16 protein-coding genes are annotated in these 22225 nt (G+C 70.4%); 12 read left to right on the top strand and 4 right to left on the bottom strand.

Annotated elements, in window-relative coordinates; translation table 11 throughout:
- Positions 1-114 precede the first annotated feature (114 nt).
- Complete coding sequence (locus KY572_RS32945) at positions 115-1254, top strand: acyl-CoA dehydrogenase family protein (RefSeq protein WP_224247626.1); 1140 nt, start codon at positions 115-117, stop codon at positions 1252-1254.
- Between the two features lie 26 nt (positions 1255-1280).
- Here the strand turns inward: KY572_RS32945 and KY572_RS32940 are convergent, their stop codons facing one another.
- Entirely contained in the window at positions 1281-1748 is a 468-nt protein-coding gene (locus KY572_RS32940; RefSeq protein WP_224247625.1) for a hypothetical protein, read from the bottom strand.
- A gap of 88 nt (positions 1749-1836) precedes the next feature.
- Here KY572_RS32940 and KY572_RS32935 point away from each other — a divergent pair, with 88 nt between their 5' ends.
- Together KY572_RS32935 and KY572_RS32930 are read left to right on the top strand one after the other, a co-directional pair.
- Complete coding sequence (locus KY572_RS32935) at positions 1837-3690, top strand: SIR2 family protein (RefSeq protein ID WP_224247624.1); 1854 nt, start codon at positions 1837-1839, stop codon at positions 3688-3690.
- Entirely contained in the window at positions 3687-8204 is a 4518-nt protein-coding gene (locus tag KY572_RS32930) for a WD40 domain-containing protein (protein ID WP_224247623.1), read from the top strand. The genes KY572_RS32935 and KY572_RS32930 overlap by 4 nt, the downstream gene beginning before the upstream one ends.
- A 24-nt stretch (positions 8205-8228) precedes the next feature.
- Here KY572_RS32930 and KY572_RS32925 read toward each other — a convergent pair whose 3' ends face one another.
- Together KY572_RS32925 and KY572_RS32920 are read right to left on the bottom strand one after the other, a co-directional pair.
- Positions 8229-8537, bottom strand: coding sequence for a hypothetical protein (locus KY572_RS32925; RefSeq protein WP_224247622.1), 309 nt, complete (start codon positions 8535-8537; stop codon positions 8229-8231).
- Positions 8534-8770, bottom strand: coding sequence for an addiction module protein (locus tag KY572_RS32920; RefSeq protein WP_224247621.1), 237 nt, complete (start codon positions 8768-8770; stop codon positions 8534-8536). Before KY572_RS32920 ends, KY572_RS32925 begins: the two co-directional genes overlap by 4 nt.
- Positions 8771-8944: 174 nt before the next feature.
- On the opposite strand from KY572_RS32920, the gene KY572_RS32915 reads away from it, so the two are divergent.
- Complete coding sequence (locus tag KY572_RS32915) at positions 8945-9838, top strand: MBL fold metallo-hydrolase (RefSeq protein WP_224247620.1); 894 nt, start codon at positions 8945-8947, stop codon at positions 9836-9838.
- Positions 9839-10124: 286 nt separating this feature from the next.
- Here KY572_RS32915 and KY572_RS32910 read toward each other — a convergent pair whose 3' ends face one another.
- Positions 10125-11681 carry a serine/threonine-protein kinase gene (locus tag KY572_RS32910; RefSeq protein WP_224247619.1) on the bottom strand — a complete coding sequence of 519 codons (1557 nt, stop codon included), beginning with the start codon at positions 11679-11681 and terminating at the stop codon, positions 10125-10127.
- A 169-nt stretch (positions 11682-11850) separates the two neighbouring features.
- On the opposite strand from KY572_RS32910, the gene KY572_RS32905 reads away from it, so the two are divergent.
- From KY572_RS32905 to KY572_RS32870, 8 genes are all read left to right on the top strand, one after another.
- Positions 11851-12213 carry a nuclear transport factor 2 family protein gene (locus KY572_RS32905; RefSeq protein WP_224247618.1) on the top strand — a complete coding sequence of 121 codons (363 nt, stop codon included), beginning with the start codon at positions 11851-11853 and terminating at the stop codon, positions 12211-12213.
- A gap of 353 nt (positions 12214-12566) precedes the next feature.
- Positions 12567-14183 (top strand): golvesin C-terminal-like domain-containing protein, encoded by a 1617-nt coding sequence (locus tag KY572_RS32900; RefSeq protein ID WP_224247617.1) that lies wholly within the window; start codon positions 12567-12569, stop codon positions 14181-14183.
- Between the two features lie 317 nt (positions 14184-14500).
- Complete coding sequence (locus KY572_RS32895; RefSeq protein WP_224247616.1) at positions 14501-14935, top strand: hypothetical protein; 435 nt, start codon at positions 14501-14503, stop codon at positions 14933-14935.
- A 6-nt stretch (positions 14936-14941) separates the two neighbouring features.
- A complete protein-coding gene (locus KY572_RS32890; protein WP_224247615.1) occupies positions 14942-16450 on the top strand; it encodes an ABC transporter ATP-binding protein in 1509 nt (502 codons plus the stop codon).
- Complete coding sequence (locus KY572_RS32885) at positions 16447-17502, top strand: ABC transporter permease (RefSeq protein ID WP_224247614.1); 1056 nt, start codon at positions 16447-16449, stop codon at positions 17500-17502. Before KY572_RS32890 ends, KY572_RS32885 begins: the two co-directional genes overlap by 4 nt.
- Positions 17499-18362, top strand: coding sequence for an ABC transporter permease (locus KY572_RS32880; protein WP_224247613.1), 864 nt, complete (start codon positions 17499-17501; stop codon positions 18360-18362). The genes KY572_RS32885 and KY572_RS32880 overlap by 4 nt, the downstream gene beginning before the upstream one ends.
- Before the next feature lie 13 nt (positions 18363-18375).
- Entirely contained in the window at positions 18376-19527 is a 1152-nt protein-coding gene (locus KY572_RS32875; protein ID WP_224247612.1) for a BMP family ABC transporter substrate-binding protein, read from the top strand.
- Between the two features lie 31 nt (positions 19528-19558).
- The gene (locus KY572_RS32870; protein WP_224247611.1) at positions 19559-22102 is read left to right on the top strand and encodes an ATP-binding protein; all 2544 of its coding nucleotides are present in this window, start codon (positions 19559-19561) and stop codon (positions 22100-22102) included.
- Positions 22103-22225 lie beyond the last annotated feature (123 nt).

The following is a 22225-nucleotide window of genomic DNA, read 5'->3' as shown; positions in this document are numbered from 1 at the left end:
CGGCGCTCCAGCATCGGCAGTCGCGCTCACGCTGGCAACCAGCTCCGGCTCCTCCTACGCTCCAGCGCCATGAGGCCTCCCACTCCCCAGTCCACAGAGACGTCGGTCCATCCCTTGCTCGCCACTGCCCGGCAGGTCGCTCCTCGCATCTCCGCTCGCGCCGAGGAGATCGAGTCCGCCCGCAAGCTGCCAGAGGAGCTCGCCCGGGAGCTGGCCCAGGCCGGCTTCTTCCGCATGTTCATCCCAGAGGCCTATGGCGGCCTCGAGCTGCACCCCGCGCGGAGCATCGAGATCATCGAGGAGCTGTCCCGCGCGGACGGCTCCACCGGCTGGTGCGTCATGATTGGCGCCGCCACCGCGATGGTGTCGGCCTGGCTGCCCGAGTCCTCCGCGCGCGCCATCTACGAGCCCTCGGAGACCATCACCGGAGGCGTGGCGGCGCCGATCGGACGCGCCGAGCGGGTAGAGGGCGGCTATCGCGTCTCCGGGCGCTGGGGCTGGGCCAGTGGCAGCCACCACTGTCAGTGGCTCATGGGAGGCGCCGTGGTGACCCAGGGCGGCAAGCCGCAGATGACTCCCAGGGGCCTGCCCGAGATGCGCACGCTGGTGTTCCCCGCCAAGGACGCGGTGCTCCATGACACCTGGCACGCCTCGGGCCTGTGTGGCACCGGCAGCTGCGACATCGAGGTGAAGGACCTCTTCGTGCCCACGGAGTACACCCTCTCGCTGCTGGGTGAGCGTCCGCGCGTCGCAGCGCCCCTCTATGGCTTCCCCACCTTCGGGCTGCTGGGCGTGGGGCTGCCCGCCGTCGCGCTGGGCATTGCCCGCCGCGCCCTCGACGAGTTCACCACGCTGGCCAACCAGAAGCTGATGATGCCCAGCCGCAAGCCGCTCGCCTCGCGGCCCGCCGCGCAGCAGACGGTGGCCGAGGCCGAGGGGCTCCTGCGCTCCGCGCGCGCCCTGCTCTACGAGGCCGTCCACCAGGCCTTCGACGCCGGAGCGCGCAACGAGGTCTCCCTGCGCACCCGCGCCGACCTGCGGCTGTCCTATACCCACGCCACCCGCACGTCGGCGCGCGTCGTGGACATGGTGTACGAGCTCGCCGGCGGCCCCGCCGTCTTCCGCACCCACCCGCTGCAGCGCTGCTTCCGCGACGTCCACGTCGCCACGCACCACGCCATGGTGGCGCCGCCCACGCTGGAGACCATCGGCACCGTGCTGCTCGGCGTCGAGGGCGAGACGGCCATGCTCTGAGCCGGAGCCGCTCGGCTGGCTGCCCGCTACTCGGCGGCGGCGCCCGCCTCCTTCTCATCCGCCGAGGGGAACGTCGAGGGCCCCCCGTCGCCGATGCCCTCCGCCTCCACGGTGAACTCCACGCGCCTGGTGAGCCCCAGGTAGATGGGCTGGTCGTACTGGACGTGGATGGTGGCCTTCTGGATGGACACGGTGGCGGGCGCGTTCTCGCCCTGCACCTCGAGCGCCCCACCCTGGAGGTTGAGGGCGCCCTTGCGCGCCGCCTCCACCTCGATGCGGAGGCCCTCCGGGGTGAGCGCCGCCCCTCGCTCCTTGGCGGCCTTCAGCATGAAGTGCGCGATGGCCCCCGCCCTCAGCGCGGAGTTGGAGCGGGCCACCTGGGGAGCGGAGGCCGCGTCCTGGCGCAGACCCGAAGCGTCCAGCCAGGCATTGGCCCAGGGCAGGGTGGCGACCACACCGCCGGCCAGCAGCCCCAGGAAGAGCAGGAATCTCATCGGATCTCCTTCACGCAGAGCGTTCTACCGCACTTCCCGCGGGAGGCAGTCCCCCGCCGAGCCGGCTATCATCGCCCTCACGAGAGGCATGATGAACTTCCCGAGGGAGCTGGTCGAGGCGGTCCGCAAGTACCAGGTCGTCCCATTCGTGGGCGCCGGCATCAGCATGGGGGTGAAGCGGGGGGTGTTCCCCTCGTGGATCCAGCTCCTGGAGGGGCTCGCCGAGCGGATGAACGACGAGGGCATCCCCGCGTCCGCCATCGCCGAGGTGCGCCAGCGCATCGCGCAGGGCGACTTCCTCACCGCCGCGGAGCTGGCCTTCCAGGAGCTGGGGGCCTACCGCTTCAACCGGTTCCTGCGCGAGCGGATCCGCGTGCGCCAGCCGCCGGATGCGGACCTGTCCGTCGTCCGGGCGCTGTGGGAGCTGCGCCCGCCCGTGGTCATCACCCCCAACTACGACGACGTGCTGCTGTGGGGCCGCGAGGGCGCCGAGCCCGTCTCCAATGATCAGGATGACGAGCTCAACCTGATGGACGTCGAGGCCTCCGCGGACACGCCGCGCGTCTGGTACCTGCACGGCACCATCCACCGGCTGGCCACGCTGGTGCTCGCCGGCGCCGACTACAAGCGGCTGTACGGGGACTCGGCGCAGCCCTCCAGCTACTCGCAGTACACCAACGCGCTGAACCGCCTGCGGCAGTGGATCCACGCTCGGCCCTTCCTTTATATGGGCTTCAGCTTCAGCGACCCGTACGTGCTCAAGCAGCTCGAGCACGTCATCGGCATCACCAAGGGCCGCCACGTCCCCAGCTTCGCGCTGATGAAGAAGGGGCAGATCGACCGTGGGGCGCTGTGGCCCAAGTACAACATCCAGCTCGTGGAGTATGAGGACCACGGCGCGCCGCTGGCGGAGTTCCTGCGCGGGCTGGCGCAGGCCGCGTTCGGTGGGAACCGACCGGTGGCGCTCACGTCCTTCTCCGCCTCGCCGGCGCCGCAGGATCCGGGGCCCGTGCCCCGGCCCGCGCTGGAGCAGGAGTACACGCGCATCCTCCGCTCCCAGCACCGGCTGGTGCTGCTCGCGCCCGAGGACGGAGGTGCCCGCTCGCTCGCGCGCCGCGTGGCGGCCCAGTACGGAGGCCGGGTGACGTGGCTGGCGCCGCCGAACGTCCCCGACTGCACCGAGGCGGAGTACTGCCGCGCGCTCGCCGGGGATGACCCGGACGCCGCCTCCGTCACGAGCTTCGACGCGCTGGTGGAGCACCTGCGCAAGAAGGCGAGCCGCCTCGGGAGGGACCACCTCATCGTCCTGCGCTACGAGTGGGGCCCGTTCGATCACCTGACGGCGCTGGGGCGGCACCTGCGGCGGATGATGGACGAACCGTCCGCGGTGCAGTTCCACTTCCTCATCGCCGGGGGCGAGCGCTCCGCGTGGCTGCTGCACAACATGAAGAGCTTCTCGGTCTTCAAGGACGCGCCGCGCCGCGAGGTGCCGGACCTGACGGTGGAGGAGGTGCGCCAGTTCCTGGACAGCGCGGGCTTCGACGGCGCGCGCTCGGCGCCGAGCGTCCACGAGGCCACGGGCGGACACCTGGGGCTGCTCAAGGAGGTGCTGAGCAGCGACGGCTCGCTGGAGACGGGCGCCGTCACCGCGCGGCTGGCGCGCAGTCCGTCGCTGCGAGGCAACATCCAGGAGTGCCTGCGCCGCGACGAGCGCAACGGGTACGTGGGGGAGCGCAGCTGCCAGGCGGTGCTCTCGAAGCTGCTGGCCGGGGAGCGGGTGGAGGAGCTGGAGCCGCTCGACAACCAGGTGGAGTACCCGGAGGTCCGGCTGTACTTCGCGGGGCTGGTGCGCAGGGACTCCACGGGCAGGACGGTGCTGAGGTGCAAGGCGGTGGAGCTGGCCGCGCGTGAGGCCCTGGCGCGCAAGGACGTGCGGCCGTGAGCCGTCGCGGCCTGTGGCTCTGCCTGGGTGCCCTTCTCATCGCCTCGGGAGCTGGCGCGGAGGTTCGCGAGCCGCTCGTCCCGGAGGGGGAGCCTGCGCCCATCCTCCATGGGGTAACGTGGGATCGCATGGAGGTGAGTGCCAGCCTCGCCTTCAGCGCCAACGGACGGCTCCTCGCCGCGGGTGGAGAGGACGGGCGGGTCCGGCTGTGGGACGTGAGCAGCGGGCGCGCGCTGCGCATCCTGGAAGGCCACCGGGAAGAGGTGCTCTCCGTGGCCTTCAGTCCGGACGGGCAGCTCGTGGCCTCCGGCAGCAAGGATGGGCAGGTGCTGATGTGGAAGGTGGCCACGGGGGACGCGCTCCATCCCCCCAATGCCCACAAGGGCTCCGTGCAGGCCGTCACCTTCAGCCCGGATGGAAGCCTCCTGGTCTCGGCCGGAGACGACGGGCAGCTCCAGCTGTGGACTCAGGGCACGGAGAAGCCGCGGGTGCTCGAGCCCGTGGGCTTTGGCCCCATCCTGGCCGTCACCTTCAGTCCGGACGGGAAGACCCTGGCATGGTCCGGCAACAATGGCGCGATCCGGCGATGGCGCCGGGAGACTGGGCGAGAGCAGCCCGTCCTGAGAGGTGACTCCGGAGAGGTGCGATCCCTGGCCTTCAGCCCGGATGGGCGCACCCTTGCCGCGGGCTGGAGCACCGGGAACGTGGAAACCTGGCAGGGGGACACCCCGCCCAAGGAAGGCCGCTCGAAGCGAAGCCCCACGCGCGACGTGAGGGCCATCGTCTCCTTCAGTCCGAACGGGCGCATCCTGGCCGCGGCGCAGCTCGACGGGACCGTGAAGCTGGAGCGGGTGGACCTCGAGCGCGGTGACAAGCCGGGCGATGAGCCGGAGCTGGAGCTGCAGGTGGCCGCCATCAGAGACGGCCTACCCGCGTCCGCGGCGGCCTTCAGCCCGGATGGACGGACCGTGGCGTGGGCGCTGGCGGACAAGACGATCCGCATCACCGAGCTGGCCCTCGGGACCGAAGTGCAGCGCATGACGTCTCCCTCCAGCCCCGTGCTGTCCATGGCCTTCAGTCCGAACCGGCGGACCCTCGCCGCCGCTCAGGCCGACCGGCAGATCCGCCTGTGGGCGCTGGACTCCGGACACGAAATCCAGTGTCTGGGTCCACATAAGGGGACTGTGCGGTCCGTCGCATTCAACCCGGATGGCTCAAGGGTGGCCGCCGGCTCGGACGATGGAACGGTGCAGCTGTGGGACGTGGACCCCGGAGGCAGGCTCCACACGCTCTCGGGAGGCCACAGCAAGGCGGTGCTCTCCGTGGCCTTCCACCCCAGAGAGACGACCGTGGTGGCTTCGGCTGGCGAGGATGGAGTGGTGCAGCTGTGGGACTCCGGGAACGGGCTGAAGCTCACGCTCATCAATAGCAGCGGCGCTCCCCTGCGGACGCTCGCCATCAGCCCGGACGGGCGCGTGCTCGCAGCGGCGGGAGATGACGGCAGGGTGTGGCTGTGGGACGTCGAGGACCCCTTGGGCTCCAGGGCTCAGGGGAGCTCCGGGGGAGAGCGCGGCAAGGGGCCCCCGGCGGCGAAGGGGGGCCGGCGCGAGCCCATGTCCGTCCTGAAGTGCCACAGCAAGCCCGTCAGAGCCGTGGCCTTCAGCCCGAACGGGAGCATCCTCGCCTCGGCGGGAGACGACGAGAAGGTGTGCCTGTGGAGTGTTCCGAAGCCCGGGGGGTCCTGGCGCTCCCTCTCGTCGCTGCAAGGGTTCGAGGGGGCCGTCCAGTCCATCGCCTTCAGCCCGGACGGGAAGACCCTGGCCTCGGGAGGGAGCACCGGGCTGCTGCTGCTGTGGGACGTGAACACGTGGCGCCCCCGGATGAAGCTGAACGGCGCGCTGGCTCCATCCATGAAGGTGATCTCCGCCGTGGCATTCAGCCTGGATGGAGGCACCCTCGCCTCGGCGGGGGAAGATGGGGCCGTGCGACTGTGGTCCACCACTCAGAACGAGAAGGTGCCGTTCGGGTTCCTGCGAGGAGGCCCCACCGGCTGGATCAGCGGACTGCGAGACGGGCCCATCTACCGTCACGACGGAGGACGGTTCCTCTACCGCGAGCTCGAGAAGAGGGCGCTCCACGCCGTCCCTCCGCCCGAGGACAGCACGCCTCCCCAGCTCACCGTCCAGGCCGAGCCCGACGCGATGGTCCGTGATTTCTCCGCCGAGTCGAAGCTCGTCCTCACCCTCTCCAACGCCCCGGGGGCGGGCCGGGCCTACTGGCTTCGGGTGGAGCCCGTGGAGCCCCTGCCAGAAGGGCTCGTCCTCACCCTGCCTCCCACGCTCCTGCGCCTCGACGAGGAGACACCTGTCCATGTGGGGCTCTCGTACCTGAAGCCCGAGGGCGAGGCGGCTCCGGAGAAGCTCTCGCTCCACCTCAAGCTGGTGGATGCCTTCCGCCAGGAGAGCCCCGTCGAGGCCACGCTTCAGGTACGGACGCCTCGGCTGGTGGTGAAGGACGCGCCCTCCTTCGACGGAATGACTGTGTTCATCCCCATCGCGAACGAGGGCAGCCAGGGGACGGGGGATTTCGAGCTGATGGGGACGCTCACGGACTCGCGAGGATTGGAGCGGAACAGCCGGCCGCAGTTCGTCAAGAACCTCGAGCCCGGCGCGGCGCCTGTCATCTTCGCGGTCACTCCCGACAACGAGCTGCACCTGTCCGGCAAGCTGTCCGTCCAGCTCACGGCCACCTACAAGAAGTGGCCTCGGCGGGAGACGCTCGCCAAGAGCGAGGTGAAGGTTCCCTTCAAGCTCGAGCTGTATGCCCTGCTGGCCGTGGGGGCGCTGCTGCTCTTCGGCGTCGTGCACTACGCGCGCGTGTATCGCAACCCGATGGTGGTGCAGGCGGCGCGGGCACCTGCCGCGCTCAAGAGCTACCCGCTGGCGCAGATGGCCGAGGCGGATCAGGCCCTGCGGCGGGCCAGGCGCCTGGACTCCACCATCACCGCCGCGGGAATTCCCGTCACCCGCTGGGAACGAGCGCTGCGCGGTGCCAAGGAGCCTCAGGCCGCGGCCACGGCCTTCGCGGAGGCCATCGGCGGGAGGCTCGGCGCGAGCCTGGCCTCGAACGCCTGGGCGCTGTCGCTGCCGTCACTCCGGCTGCGCTTCGCGCGAGACACCGCCGTGGTCGTCATCGACGGCACACGCCTGGAATCCGGCGTGGCAGAGCGCCTCATGACCGATGTCTTCCAGGATGGCCGCGGCCCGAGCCAGGTGCTGGTGCTCGACCGGACGCACACGAAGAACGCCCGCCAGGTGCTGGAGGGCGTGCCGCGTGTCCGCAGCGTGGTGCTCTCCGCCAACCCACTGAGGGACTTGCTGCTGGCCGAGGAGCCCGTGCGCGTGCTGGAGACGACCATCTCCGAGCAGGTCGCCGTCTCCGAATTGTCGCCGTACCAGGTGGCCGGCGGCGTGAAGCTGGAGAACCTCTTCTTCGGCCGCGAGCGCGAGGTGCGCGCCATCGCGGACCGCACGGTGCGCAACTTCCTCGTGGTGGGCCAGAGGCAGATGGGCAAGAGCAGCCTGCTGCTGGCCGTCCTCCGGCGGCTCCAGGCGCGCTCGGACCTGGATGCGCAGTATGTGGAGCTCGCGGACGGAGACCTGCACCGGCGACTGGCCCGGGAGCGCGAGCGACTTCCCCCGGGCGGAGGGCCACTGCCTCCCTTCGAGGAGGTGGCCGCTGGAGTGCCTTCCCGCCCGCGCGTGTGGCTGATCGACGAGGCGGATGACTTCATCAGCGCGGATGCCAGGGCCGGGTACCCGGTGCTGCAGGCGATGCGCGCGCTGGCGGAGGAGGGCCGGGCCTACTTCATCCTGGCTGGCTTCTGGGACCTGTATCGGGCGGTGGTGCTCGACGAGAAGCAGCCGCTGCGTAACTTCGGCGAGCACCTGCGGCTGGAGCCGTTGGATCCGCGCTCGGCGCTGGCGCTCGTCACCGAGCCGATGTCGGCCCTGGCTCTGCAGTGGGATGCGCCCACCACGCCCGAGTTCCTGGTGGAGCAGGCCGGGCGCAGGGCCAACCTGCTCGTGCTGGCATGCAAGGCGCTGGTGGAGTCGCTGCCGTCCGACACCCACACGCTCACCCGCGAGCACCTGGAGCGCGCCTTCCGCGAGGACAAGGACTTGCGAGACCAGGGGCGCCGTTGGCGAGGGGACCATCCGCTCCACCGGGCCGTGGTGCGCCAGGCGCTGCTGCTCGGGCGGCCCACGCGCGAGGAGGTCCGCCAGGCCTTGAAGGCGCGTGGCGCGGACATCCGCTCGGTGGACTTCGACGAGGCGATGGACCACCGCGAGCTGAGCTACGTGCTGGTGCCGGACGGAGAAGGGCGGCTGTACTGCCCCGTCCCGCTCATGCAGCGCTACATCGAGTCCGAGCGGAGCCTGGAGGTGGGGCTCACCGAGGACCTCGAGGACCTGCGCCGCCGCGGCCTGGCCGAGGTGCCCAAGCCCGCGTGAGCACTCGGCACGTGCACTGGCTCATCAACGGTGCTTCCAATAACCCGGCTTGCGTCGCAGATGCGCAAAGGCCAGCACGCGCACTTCCGCCGCGAGTTCGATGTAGACGATGGCGTAGGGAAATCGCTTCAACAGGATGCGGCGAGCCCCCACGCCATCAGGGATTCCGCGCACTGGACTGCCTGCGGAGGGGTTCGCTTCGATGCGGCGGAAGCAGTCACGCGCAGCCGCGAGCAACTCCCGGCCGAGTCCAGAGCTGCGTGACTCATACCAGACCGTTGCCTCGCGAAGCTCACGGCGGGCCTCCGCCGAGAGCGTCAACTTCGAGCTCATTTCCGGGTCAGCTCGGCTTCAATCTCGTCGCAGACCGTCTCCCAGTCCCCTGCGGACGGAGCGCCGGCCCGCGCCTGCTGTGCCCGAAGCTCGATCTCCTGGGCCCATGCGGCTTCGGCCTCCGGCTCAGGCTCTCCTTCGAGCCGAACCAGTAGCTCACGCAGGACGAGTGACTGCTCCTCGGGCGAGAGCTTGAGGGCCTCATCGAGCACCTGGCGAGCGCGGCGCGTCATGTCAGAAAGATAATGTCCCTCCCCTGCCGCGTCGAGCCGCCCAGGCTCCTTCCACAGACTCTGTGAGCCGGACGAAGAACCTACCCCTTCGGGCAGGCCCGGGGCGTGAATCCTTCCGCGTGGGCGCTGGCTCTCACGGTGCATGAACCCGCCTGTACCGAGAGGAATCACGCCATGAAGATCGAGCCCTTCTTCGACCCCAAGACGTACACCCTCACCTACGTCGTCTGGGATGAGGCCACCCGCGATGCCGTCGTCATCGATCCCGTGCTCGACTACGAGCCGCTCGCCTCGCAGACCTCCACCGAGTCGGCCGAGAAGGTGGCCGCCTTCCTGGTGGAGAACCAGCTCCGGCCACGCTTCATCCTCGAGACGCATGCCCACGCCGACCACCTGTCCGGCTCGCAGTACCTCAAGCGCCGCTTCGAGGCCCCCATCGCCATCGGTGAGCACATCACCACGGTGCAGCAGACCTTCAAGGAGCTGTTCGACCTCAGCCCCGAGTTCAAGGCGGATGGCAGCCAGTTCGATCGCCTGCTGAAGGATGGCGAGACGTTCCAGGCCGGCTCGCTGCGCATCGAGGTCATCCACACGCCCGGCCATACGCCCGCCTGCGTCACGTACCGCATCGGCGACGCCGTCTTCACCGGAGATGCCCTCTTCATCGAGGACTACGGCACGGGCCGCTGCGACTTCCCGCGCGGCAGCGCCGAGGCGCTCTACCGCTCCGTGCATGATCGGCTCTACGCGCTGCCGGACGAGACGCGCGTCTTCGTGGGCCACGACTACCAGCCCAACGGCCGGCCCCTGCGCTACGAGACGACCATCGGCGCCTCCAAGCGGCAGAACGTCCAGCTCCGGGCGGAGACCCCGAAGGACGAGTACGTCACCTTCCGCCAGAAGCGCGACGCCACGCTGACGCCGCCCCGCCTGCTCTTCCAGAGCGTCCAGGTGAACATCGACGCGGGCCGGCTGCCCAGGCCTCACGCCAACGGGCGCCGCTACCTCCACCTGCCGCTCAACCTCTTCCGCCCCACGAGCGAGGACGGCGAGCTCAAGTCCTCCTGAGCGTCTGCCGAGGCGCCACTCAAAGCAGGTCCTGGAAGGAGGCTCGAATCCGAGCCTCCTCGCGGAAGAAGATGCTTCCTTCCAGATGGAGCTCAGCGGGGAAACATGCTCCTGCGAGCTGAGCGAGCTCCACCACCTCCCGTCGAGATCAGTCCCATCGACGCGGAGTGTGAGAAGTGGGTCCGCCCATGCCAACCCGCTCGCTTCGGGAAGACGCACGGCTCGAAGTCCGCGGCCCCAGGTGGACTCCGCTGGTTCGTGGAACCAGGCCTTCATCCCCTGGATGCTACGCCTGCCCCGTGCCGGCCGGCAGCGTCCCAGGCGTCTTCGGCGCCGCGTCCGCCGGGCGCTTCTCGAAGGGCATCTGGAGGTTCAGCTTCTCCAGCAGCTCCTCCGCCTCGAGGTTCCGCACGAAGGCGCGCACCTCGTCGGCGAGCTGCTTGTGGCTGACCTCCGCCAGGGACACCACCCGCTGCAGCGAGGCCACGTCGTACGCCCCCGCCTTCGGCTCCGTGAAGACCCGGATGACCTTGCGCAGCAGCTCGCACAGCCGCGAGAGATCCTCCCGCGAGGACTGCGTGGCCTGGCTCAACCGCTGCTCGGCGTCTCGCAGCAGCGGCTCCGTCACCTGCTCGCGGAGCTCGCCTGGCGTCCCCACCGTGGACGCATTGCCCATGAGCCCGCCCAGCAGTCCTCCCAGCAGCAGGGCCCCCGCCAGCGCCCAGCCCGAGGGCTTGCCCGCCGCTCCCGCCAGCAGCGCCGCCCCCGCCGCTCCCACCGCGCCCACCTTCTTCGCCGACTGCCAGTCGAAGAAGCGCGGCCCGGCCCTCAAGACACCCTCGAACCTGTCCGTGAGCGCCAGCGTCGTCGCCGAGTCCACGTCCGCTCGCAGCGCGGCCGTCAGCTCCTGGTTGAGCCGCTGGTGCACGCCCTCCACTCCCGCCTGGAGCCTCGCCACCAGCGTCTCCTTGAAGGCGTTCGTCAGCTGGCGCCGGGAGCGCGGCAGCTTCGGCTCCAGCTCTCGCTGGAACTGCTCCGCCAGTCCGGGGAGCTGGCTCCTCAGCCGCGCCCCCTCCTCCAGCAGCAGCTCATCCAGCCGCGTGCGCACGCGCTCGAGCGTCTCCGGCTTCACCGCCGCCAGCTCCCTCATCTCCAGCAGCGCGCGAAGGTCCGAGAGCGCCGCCCCCCACGCCTCCACCTCCTCCAGCAGCCGATCCCGCTGCCCCCGGAAGAGCGCCGCCATCAGGTCCGCGCGCAGCTCCGCAGTCCCCTCGCCCGTCCGGCCGGAGACGACCGAGAACGAGATGCTCCGGCCCGGCAGCGCCTCCGCCAGCAGGTTGCGGACGCGCTCCTTCACCGCCGGGAGCTCCTCCGCCGGCACCTCGTCGGCGCGCGTGAGCACCACCCGCAGCGCCACATCCGGAACGGTCTCCGCCAGCGCATGGAGCCGCGTCAGCTCACCCAGCGTCAGCGGCTGAAGCGCGGACGTGACGAGCACCCAGACCCTGGCCGGTGCACCGCTCAACTCCGAGGCAGGCGCGTCCTTCGCCACCTCCAGCCCCTCCCACGGCCGTGGGGCCGCCGCCGGCTCGGAGACGCCCGGATCAGCGGCAGAGGCACTGCGAGCCACGGCCCCCGCCGAGTCGAGAACCTGGAGGAGCGTGCTCTTCCCCACCCCGGCCGCGCCCGTCACCGCCAGCACCGGCCGGGCTAGCCGCACCACGTCATTTCCGCTCCGAGACACCTCCGCGCCGAACGGCACCGCCTCGAGCAGGGCGCGCATGTCCTCGGCCAGCCGCTGCACGAAGCGCCCCTGCTCCCGGATGCTCTTCTCGTGCTCCATGGTCCTCTCCCGCGAGCGCCCGCACGGCCCGCTCCGCCGAGCGTAACGCGCCTCGCCAAACTCCAGGGCGACCCCACAGGTAGTGACTTCTGCACGAATTTCCCGGGGGTGGCTTGACGGAAAACGCAGGCGGCGATCAGATGTACTACGTCACTCTGTAGGAGGGGACATGGCCGACCATTCCTGGGTGCACGAGCTGTTCGCGAAGTTCGACCAGGGCGACATCGAAGGTTGGGCCGCCTACCTCTCCGAGGACGCCTCCTTCCGCATGGGCAGCGGCGTTCCCGTCTCCGGTCCCCAGGGCGCCAAGCAGGTCATCAACGCCATCCTCTCCCTCGCCCAGAACCTCCGGCACGAGCTCATCGACGTCTGGCAGACCCCTCAAGGTGTCGTGGTGCGCGGCGAGCTCTCCATGAACCGCATCAAGGACGGCCGCCGCATCACCCTGCCCTTCTGCAACGTGTTCGACATGAAGGAGCAGCGCATCCAGCGCTACCTCGCGCACCTCGACCCCTCGCCCATCTTCGGCTGAGCACCCCGAGGCGACCTCCTTACTTACCGCGCCCAGCAGAAAACCTGCTATCGCGGAAAGCGTCTTAAATCAGGACAACTGCGACATCCGCTCCCCACTCCGCGAGAACGCGCGCGGCGTGCGCTGGCGATGCCATTTCCCCCGTGAGCTCAAGGGCTTGCACGCAGGCCCCGGGGGAAGCTCTCTCAATGTCTACAGCATGACTGGTGCATGGATGCTCCACTTCTAGCGGGCGCCCGGGCCTGTCTCCGAGGGGAGTGCTCGCTGGCACGAAGGCTGCTGAGCAGACCCCGCCCTCCGGCAGAAGAGGGCGCAGTCCTCGCAGCCCTCATTTCCCCCCTCAAGGAGTGTTCATGTTCACGTTGCGCCAAGCGCTCGCGACCACCGCCGCCGCCCTCTCCCTGGCCGCCTGTGGTCCTCAGCAGAACCCGGAGCCCGCGCAGACTCCCTCCAGCGCCATCGACTCGGCGCAGGACGTCCTCAACCGCGGCTCCACCGGCCAGCTGGATCCGCTCTTCGATGAAGCGGCCCGCGAGTTCAACGTCCCGGCCGATCTGCTCAAGGCCATCTCCTACAGCGAGACGCGCTGGGAGATGGTCCACGGTGAAGAGGAGTTCGCCGGCATGCCGGCCGCCCACGGCGTGATGGCCCTGCGCGGCCAGGCCATCGAGCGCGGCGCGGCCCTGGTGGGTGTCTCCGCCGAGCAGGTGCGCGACGACGCGGCGGCCAACATCCGCGCGGCGGCGGCGCTGCTGTCCTCCCACGCAGACGAGCTGAAGGTGGACCGCGCGGACCTGGGCGCGTGGGCCCCGGCGGTGGCGCGGCTGAGCGGCATCGACAACACGGACGCGCAGGCCGAGTACATCCACAAGCAGGTGTACGCCACGCTGCGCAGCGGCGTGGTGGCCGAGGGCGCGGACGGCCAGGTGACCGCGTCCATCATGCCCACGCAGGTGGAGGCGAAGTTCGCGGCGCCCTCGCTGCACGCCCTGGCGGCCGGCCCCGACTACACCGCCTCCATCTGGCGCCCCTCGCCCAACTACAACGCGCGCCCGGCGGGCACCAACATCTCGATGATCGTCATCCACACCTGCGAGGGGAACTACTCCGGGTGCTGGAGCTGGCTGACGAACTCGGCGGCGGGCGCCTCGGCCCACTACGTGGTGAACGAGAGCGGCAGCGAGATTACTCAGCTGGTGCGCGAGTCCAACCGCGCCTGGCACGTGGCGGCCTCCTATAGCTGCAGCCTCAACGGCAGCAAGGACTGCGGGCTCAACGGCGTGTCGGTGAACCACTTCTCGGTGGGCATCGAGCACGGCGGCTTCGCCAGCCAGTCCTCGTTCCCCGCGGGGCAGATCGACGCCTCGGCGAAGCTGTCCTGCAACATCTCGAAGGATCAGGTCATCACCCGCGACAGCTACCACATCGTGGCGCACGGGCGGCTGCAGCCGTCCAACCGCACGGACCCGGGCCCGAACTGGCCGTGGTCCAGCTACATCAGCAAGGTCAACTCCTACTGCGGCACCGGCGGTGGCACCCCGACGCCCACCAGCATCATCGTGGACAGCGACAACGCCAACAACAACACCACGGTGGCCAAGTTCAGCGGCTCGTCCACCTGGGTCACCTCCTCTGGCACGGCCGGCTACTACGGCACCGGCTATGCCTTCGCGTCCACCGAGGCCATCTCGGATCCGGTGACGTTCTCCTTCTACCTGTCGGCGCCGGCGACGCGGACCATCGACGCGTGGTGGACGGCGGGCACCAACCGCTCCACGGCGACGCCGTTCATCATCTGGGACGCGAACAACAACAAGCTGGGCACGGTGTACAAGAACCAGCAGACCGGCGGCGGTGCGTGGCAGACGCTGGGCACCTACAACTTCCCCGCCGGCTGGAACGAGGTCCAGGTCAGCCGCTGGGCCGCCGAGGGCGCCGTCGTCATCGCGGACGCCATCCGCGTCCGCTAGCCCCTGTCCGATGGATGCAGGCGGCGTAAGGAGAGCCCGCTGAGCGCCGCCTGCACCATGGCCTGGGAGTTCAGGGAGACGGCGCCAGTCCCTGGAGGCCCGGGTGTGGACCAGGCCCTCCCTGTCGGTCGGACGTGTCGTGAACTGGTATGACAAGCATACCAGTTGCTGGCGCTCTGACCCGACATGGGCCCCTCCATGGGAAGGCGGCGGGGACTCGGGTGCGGTGTGCGCGCCGCGTACCGGGACCAGGTGGTTGAGGGGCGGCGCTATGGCATGCTCGCGTCTCGCGGAGTGCCTCTTCCCGGGAGCATGTCGTGCCAGTCGGGCTCCAGCCAGATGATGTCTTCGGATATCCGCGGAAGCGCCTCGCCTCGCCCCAGGGCAGCCGCGAAGCGCGGGGGTATTGCTCGGGTGCCTGCGTCGGCGAGGTCCGGCTGGTCCTGGATGGCCAACAGCTCGACACCGGCTCGATCGAGTCCATGGCCTTCTCACCGGATGACCGGCGGTTCGCCTACATCAAGGAGACGCAGCTGGCGTATCTGAAGGTTCAGCAGAACGGCCGCGACCCACTGCACTTCGCCTTCATCGACGGGAAGGAGATCGAGCGCTATCCGTGGGTGCCCTGGGGGATGGACTACTGGACCTGGTCACCACCGTGGCATCCGGGCTCGAGCCACATGCCGGAGGAGTTCCGCGAGGCGCGGGACGCCATGGCCCGCGAGGCGCTCGAGCCGCCCAGGCGACGCTAGGGAGACATGGAGACGTCCCCTCCGCTCCTCAGGCTGTCCGCCATCACCCGGCGCTTCCCCGGCGTCGTCGCCAATGATCGGGTGAGCGTGGACTTCCACGCCGGCGAGGTGCACGCCCTGCTCGGCGAGAACGGGGCGGGCAAGACGACGCTGATGAACATCCTCTATGGCCTGTACGCGCCGGACTCGGGGGAGATCCTCCTCGAGGGACGTTTGGTGCGCATCGGCTCGCCCGCGCAGGCGCTGAGGCTGGGCATCGCCCTGGTGCCCCAGCACCCGCTGCTCGTGGAGCGGCACACCGTGGCGGAGAACCTGGCGCTCGGGCTGCGCGGCGGCTTCCTGCTGACGCGACGCCGGCTGCTGGCAACGCTCCGGGAGCGGCTGGCGGACCACCCGCTGAGGGTGGACCTCGAGGCCCGGGTGGAGAACCTCTCCGCGGGAGAGAAGCAGCGGCTGGAGATCCTCCGCGCGCTCCTGCGGGGCGCTCGTGTCCTCATCCTCGACGAGCCCACCAGCGTGCTCACGCCCCAGGAGGTGGCGCCGCTCTTCGAGCAGCTCGCCCGGCTCAAGGCCCAGGGTATGGCCATCCTGTTCATCAGCCACAAGCTCGATGAGGTGCTCGCGCATGCCGACCGCGTCACCGTGCTGCGCTCGGGCCGAAAGGTCGGCGAGCTGCCAGCGCGCGAGGCCACCCGCGAGCAGCTGGTGAAGCTGATGCTGGGGCGTGAGGCCGTGCCTCGGCCGCGGCTCGCTCCGCCTCAGCCGGGCGTGCGGCTGGAGGTGAAAGAGCTGGAGGTGCGCTCGGATCGCGGGCTGCCCGCGGTGCGCAAGGTGCGCTTCAGCGTGGCGCCCGGAGAGATCCTGGGCATCGCGGGCGTGGCGGGCAGTGGGCAGCGCGAGCTGGTGGAGGCGCTCACGGGCCTGCGCCCCTTCGGTGGGGAGGTGCTGCTGGAGGGACAGCCCCTGGACGAGCGCTCGCCGGCCCGGCTCTTCGCCCGAGGCGTGGCCCACGTCCCCGAGGAGCGGCCCGCGGGCACCGTACCCTCCATGAGCGTGGCGGAGAACCTGGCCCTGCGCACCTTCCGCACGGAGCTGCGACGCGGGCCCTGGCTGGATCGCCAGCGCCTGGAGCGAAAGGCCACCGAGCTCATCCAGACCTATCAGATCGCCACTCCGAGCCCGGCTGCGCCGCTGCGCCTGCTCTCCGGCGGCAACATCCAGCGCGCGGTGCTCGCGCGGGAGCTGGCGGGCTCGCCTCGGCTGCTGATCGCGGTGCACCCCACGTACGGCGTGGACGTGGGCGCCACCGAGCAGGTGCACCGGCTCCTCATCCAGCGGGCCCAGGAGGGCATGTCGGTGCTGCTGGTGACGGAGGACCTGGACGAGCTGTTCGCCCTCTCGCACCGGGTGGCCGCGCTCTACCAGGGAGAGCTGCGCGGCCCCTGGCCCGCCGGAGAGGTGGACCTGGAGCGGCTCGGGAGGATGATGACGCAGGCGGCGGAGGGAGCGGGATGATCCGCCTCGAGCAGGATCCGCTGCCGCGTCGGGCCAAGGTGCTCGGGGTGTACCTGGGAGTGCTGGCGCTCGCCTTCACGCTGGCGGGCGCAGTGTTCGCCGCCTACGGCGTGGGCCCGCTGGAGGCCTACGGCACGCTGCTGGAGGGCACGCTGGCCGATGGCCAGGGCCTGGCCGAGGTGCTGCGCCGCACCATCCCGCTGCTGCTCATCGGCAGCGGGCTGACGCTGGCCTTCCGGGTGAGCTTCTTCAACATCGGCGCGGAGGGACAGCTCCTGCTGGGCGCGGCGGCGGGCAGCGCCGTCGCCCTCTTTGTGCCCTCGAGCGCCCTGAGCCTGCCCCTGATGTTCCTGGCGGGCGCGGTGGCGGGCGGACTGTGGACGCTGCCGGCCGCGTGGCTGCGGGCGCGCGTGGACGTGAACGAGATCCTCACCACGCTGATGCTGAACGCGGTGGCGGGCTCCCTCGTCCTCTACCTGGTCAGCGGCCCGTGGCGAGGCGAGCAGGTGCAGGGCTACACCTATACCGACGAGTTCCCCGCGCCGGCCTGGCTGCCGCTGCTGGGGGACTCGCTGGTGCACTGGCCCACGCTGGCGCTGGGCGCGGTGCTGGCGGTGGCGCTCCAGGTGCTGCTCACGCGGACGCCGCTGGGCTACGAGCTGCGCGTGGTGGGCGCCAGCCCCCGTGCCGCGCGCTACGTCGGCATGCCCATTCCCCGGGTGGTGCTGCTCACCGGGCTGCTGTCGGGCGGAGCCGCCGGGCTGGCCGGCGTGGGCGAGGTGGCCGGCATCCACCACCGACTGCTGGACCCGTCGCAGCTCTCCCTGGGCTACGGCTTCACCGCCATCATCGTGGCGTGGCTGGCCCGAGGCCACCCGGCCCTGGTGCTGCTCACCGCGCCCCTGATGGGCGTCATCCTCGCGGGAGGAGACCTGCTGAAGATCAGCCTCAACATGCCCTTCCGGGTCATCGACGTCTTCAGCGGGCTCATGCTGCTGTGCCTCATCGCCGGCGAGTCCCTGGCGCGCTACCGGGTGAGGTGGTCGCCATGATCGAGGAGCTCCTCCAGGCGCTGGCGCGCGCCCTCTCCTTCGGGACGCCGCTGCTGCTGGCCACGCTGGGCGTGCTCGTCAACGAGCGCGCCGGGGTGGTGAACCTGGGCGTGGAGGGGATGATGGCCGTGGGGGCGCTGGCCGCCTTCGGGGTGGCCTCGGAGGCCGAGTCGCTGAGCCTGGCGGTGGGCCTGGCCATGGCGGTGGGAGCGCTGGCCGCGCTGCTGCACGGCTTCGTCACCCTCACCCTGCGCGCCAACGCCTACGTGTCCGGGCTGGCCCTGGCGATGCTGGGCCTGGGCGTGGCGGGGCTGCTGGGCAAGCGCTACGAGGGCGCCATCCTCTTCGAGCCCGCTCCCGAGCTGCCCTTCACCGTGGCGGCCGGCGTGCTGGCCGTGCTGCTCTGGGCCTTCCTGCACGCCACCCGGCCGGGGCTGGTGCTGCGCTCGGTGGGAGAGAACCCGGCGGCGGCGGACGTGCTGGGCGTGAACGTGGTGGCGGTGCGCTACGGGGCGGTGGCCTTCGGCGGGGCGCTCGCCGGGCTGGCCGGGGCCTTCCTGTCCCTGGCCTACCGCCCCGCGTGGACGGATGGGATGACGGCGGGGCTGGGGTGGATCGCCGTGGCCCTGGTCATCTTCGTCGGCTGGAGCCCGCTGCGCGCGGTGCTCGGCTCGGTGTTCTTCGGACTTCTGTACTACCTGCAGTTCCGGCTGCAGGATCAGAGTCACATCCCCACCGAGCTGTTCGCCGCCATGCCCTATCTGCTGGTCATCGTGGTACTGGCCCTGGCGGGACTGCGCCGCACCCAGGGCTCGGCTCCCGCGGCGCTGGGCAGGCCCTACCACCGGGGCGAGCGATGAGGAGGAGCACGGAATGAAGACACAGGTGTTGTGGCTGGCACTGCTGGCGCTGGCCCTTGCGGGCCCGGCGCGGGCCGCGGACTCGAAGCTCAAGGCGTGCTTCATCTACGTGGGGCCGGTGGGAGACATCGGCTGGAGCTACGCCCACGACGAGGCACGCAAGCTCACCGAGAAGGCGCTGCCCGGGCTGACGACGCAGTACGTGGAGGCCGTGCCCGAGGGCCAGGCGCTGCCCGTCATCGACCGGCTGGTGAAGGGCGGCTGCAACGTCGTCTTCACCACCAGCTTCGGCTTCATGGATCAGACGCTGGAGGCGGCGAAGAAGTATCCCCAGGTGGTGTTCGCCCACACCTCGGGCTTCAAGCGGGCGCCGAACATGGCCACCTTCATGGCCGACTTCTATCAAGTCTACTACCTCAACGGCCTGATGGCCGGAGCGCTCACCACCTCGGGCAAGGTGGGCTACGTGGCGGCCTTCCCCATCCCCGAGCTCAAGCGCCACATCTCGGCGTTCGCGCTGGGCGTGCGGGCGGTGAAGCCCAACGCCACGGTGAACGTGAAGTGGATCAACGCCTGGGTCAGCCCGGTGAAGGCGCGCGAGGCGGCCGAGGCGCTCATCGCCGAGGGCAATGACGTGCTCGCCTTCACCGAGGACACGGCCACGGTGGTGCAGGTGGCGGGCCGCCGGAAGGTGCCCAGCTTCGCGCACTACTCGCCCATGCACCGCTTCGCGCCGGACTTCGTGGTGTCCGGACAGCTGGTGCACTGGGAGAAGATCTACATCGACTTCCTGAGCAAGGTGCGCGACGGCACCTACGCTCCGGGCAAGCTGCGGGACGTGGACTACTGGTGGCTGCTGCGCGAGGGCGCGGTGGAGATGGGCGGCCAGCCCGGCATGCCCATCAACCCCAAGTACGTCGAGGCGCTGAAGAAGGCGCAGATGACGGTGGGGGGCAAGCAGGTGTCCGTGTACGACCGGGTGATGGAGCTGCTCAAGGACATGTCCTCGAGCAAGCCCACGTTCGATCCGTTCACCGGGCCGCTGCAGGATCGCCACGGCGTGACGCGCCTGCCCGCGGACAAGACGATGACGGTGCAGGAGCTCAACCAGATGCAGTGGGTGGTTCCTGGCGTGGTGGGCCCGGTCGCCGACGAGCCCAGGTAGCCGACTCCATGTCGAGGCGAGGAGCAGAGCGGTGGCAAAGTCGAGGGTAGGCACCATCCTCCTGGTGGGGGACGACCTGGCCAGCCTCGAGGCGCTCGAGCAGGGCCTCGTGCCCCTGGGCCAGCGACTGGTGAAGGCGGCTCCCAGCGAGGAGGCGCTCCAGCCACTGCGCCCTCGGGAGCTCGCCGCCGTGCTCCTGCGCGTGCGAGCGCTGGGCTCGGAGGGCCTCGAGCAGGCGCGGCTCATCCAGCGGCGCATGCGCGGCGCCTACCCTCCCCTGCTCATCCTCAGCGACGCGGCCCTGGAGTTCGCGCAGGTCCGCCAGGCCCATGCCCTGGGCGCGGTGGACGTCATCGCCCCACCGCTCGACACGGACATCCTCCGCACCAAGCTGTCCGTCTTCGTGAGCCTGCATGCGGCCCGCATGCGCGCCGAGGAGCGGCTCCTCTTCCAGGACACCATCCTGCACAGCGTGCAGGACAGCATCATCGTCACGGACTTCTCCGGCCACATCGTGCACTGGAGCCAGGGCGCGGAGGCGCTCTTCGGGTACTCGGCCGAGGAGATGCTGGGCCAGACACCGGCCATGCTCTACCCGGACCAGGACATCTCGATCCTGGCGAAGGACCTGGCCCGCATCACCGACGGCCAGGACTACGTCGGCGAGTGGCGGGGACGCCGCAAGGATGGCACCGACATCTGGGTGGACATCACCACGCGCCAGATGCACGACGACAGCGGCCAGGCGATCGGCTTCATCGGGGTGAGCAAGAACATCACCGCGCGCAAGAAGGCCGAGCAGAAGCTGCGCTTGCTGGCGGACGCGAGCCGCCTGCTCGTGGAGAGCACGGACGAGCTCGAGGGGCTCCTCCAGCAGGTGGCCCTGTTCGCCACGGAGTCCTTCGCGGAGCTCTGCGTGGTGGACCTGCTGCGGGAGGACGGCTCGCTGAGCCGGGTGGCGGTGGCTCACCGGGATGCGCTGCAGGCCCCGCTGCTCCGGAAGGGCCTGCGCGTTCCGCCCCGACGCGACGCCCAGAGCCCCGTGCACCGCGTGCTGGACAGCGGCAAGGCGGCCCTCTTCACGCGAGAGCAGCTCTCCCAGGCCGCCGAGCACCTGCTGCCGCTCGAGGCGCTCACCGTGCACGGCGTCATCCTGGCGCCGCTCCACGGCCAGGACCGGAAGCTGGGCCTCATGCTCCTGGGCGTCTGCTCGCCCCGCCAGCGCTTCGACGAGGACGCGCCAGGCATGGCCGAGGAGCTGGCCCGGCGCGTGGCGGGCGCCATGGAGACGCGCCGGCTCTTCCACGAGGCGCAGCAGGCCGTGCTGCGCGCGGAGAAGGAGAAGCGCACGGCGGAGACGTTCTCCCGGCTGGGCCTGGCGTTCGCCTCGGAGCTGGACCGGGACAAGCTCGTCCAGCGCGTGACGGACGAGGCGACCGGGCTGACGGGCGCGTCCTTCGGGGCCTTCTTCCACAACTTCACCAACGACAAGGGCGAGTCCTACCTGCTGTACACGCTGTCGGGAGCGCCCCGCGAGGCGTTCGAGCGGTTCCCCATGCCGCGCAAGACGCGCATCTTCCGCCCCACGTTCGAGGGCACGGCGACGGTGCGGCTGGACGATGTGACTCAGTCTCCGGACTACGGCGCCAATCCGCCCTATCAAGGGATGCCGGAGGGGCACCTGCCGGTGAGGAGCTATCTGGCCGTGCCGGTGAAGAGCCGCTCCGGAGTGGTGCTGGGGGGACTGTTCTTCGGGCACCCGGAGCCGGGGCGCTTCCGGCGGGAGCACGAGCAGCTGGTGGAGGGGCTGGCGGCACAGGCCGCCGTGGCGTTGGACAACTCGCTGCTGTACCGGCAGGCCCAGCTGGCGATCAGCCTGCGAGACGAGTTCCTGCAGGTGGCGGCCCACGAGCTGCGCACCCCGACCACCTCGCTCAAGCTGCACGTGCAGTCGCTGCTGCGCGCGGCGAGCGGGATGGGGCCGAGCGTGACGCCCGAGAAGCTCCGCTCGCGGCTGGAGGAGGTGGAGCGGGTCGTCGGGAAGCTGGGGGTGCTCATCAACGAGCTGCTGGACATCTCGCGCATCACTGCGGGGAGCCTGCACGTGACGTGGGAGGAGGTGGACCTGGCCTCGGTGGTGCGCGAGGTGGCGCTCCGGTTCGAGGCGCAGGCGGCCCAGGCCCACTCGCCGCTCCACATCGACGCGGAGGGCCCGATCATCGGCCGCTGGGATCGGCTCCGGCTGGAGCAGGTCGTCACCAACCTGCTGAGCAACGCCATCAAGTACGGGGCGGGAGGGCGCGTGTTCCTGGGGGCGGGCGTGGACAGCACGCATGCGCGGCTGACGGTGAGGGACGAGGGCATCGGCATCGCGCCCGAGGCGCTGTCTCGCATCTTCGGGCGCTTCGAGCGCGCCGTGTCCGAGCGGCACTACGGCGGGCTGGGGCTGGGGCTCTACATCACCCGGCAGATAGTCGAGGCGCTCGGCGGCACCGTCCGGGTGGAGAGCACACAGGGCCAGGGGGCGACGTTCACGGTCGAGCTGCCCCTGGCGTCTCCCGACGCCGGCCCGTGAGTCCCCGGGATTCGGAACCCAACCTTTCAGATGACTCTCGTGTTCGCCTACGTGTGGAGTAGGCTGGCACCGGCGGCGCTCGCCGCGGGCTCCACTCACGAGGTGCTTCATGGAGAGGGTTCA

This window comes from Hyalangium gracile (assembly GCF_020103725.1).
In the GTDB taxonomy this organism is placed as follows: Bacteria; Myxococcota; Myxococcia; order Myxococcales; family Myxococcaceae; genus Hyalangium; species Hyalangium gracile.
Note: the sequence above shows the minus strand (reverse complement) of the source record. Positions and strands in the feature narration are given on the sequence as shown.